A 464-nucleotide genomic window follows, 5' to 3' on the forward strand; every position below is an offset into this window, starting at 1 on the left:
GGCGTTGACCGATGACAGCTATCGCGTCATCGGCTATCTCGCCGAGGATCACACACAGGCAACCGAGGCAAACAGCGTCTGGCCCGACGTGCTGATCTCGATACCCTTTGCATTCGCACCTGAAGTCGCAGCCGGATCCGACGGACAGTTCCGCGGCGTAAACGGAGCGGGCAAGCCCCACCAGGGCAAGCGCATCGGGTCGGAGTTGCTGCGCTACTGGTGGACGCTCACCGACGTTGCGCTGTTCGACGTGACAGGACTGGCAAATCCCGGGGAAGGTGGCACACAGGTCGGCGGCAAGCTGCCGGCGCGCTGGCAGGTGCCGCGCGGCGCGACAGATATCACCGAGCTGTTGCTGTTCACGACCACGGGCGATCTGTGGGTCAATCGCCGCGCCGACGGCGGCAAGGGCGTGGGCGATCCGATCGGGGCGGAGGCCGACTTCTGCAGGAAGCGGCCCCAGG

1 protein-coding gene is annotated in these 464 nt (G+C 66.2%); it reads left to right on the forward strand.

Features of this window, described 5'->3' with window-relative positions; genetic code table 11:
• On the forward strand, positions 1–464 hold a 464-nt coding region (locus tag EOA29_RS41995), incomplete at both ends, for a hypothetical protein (RefSeq protein ID WP_189479202.1).

The sequence above is a fragment of the Mesorhizobium sp. M1E.F.Ca.ET.063.01.1.1 genome, from assembly GCF_003998155.1.
GTDB lineage: Bacteria > Pseudomonadota > Alphaproteobacteria > Rhizobiales > Rhizobiaceae > Mesorhizobium.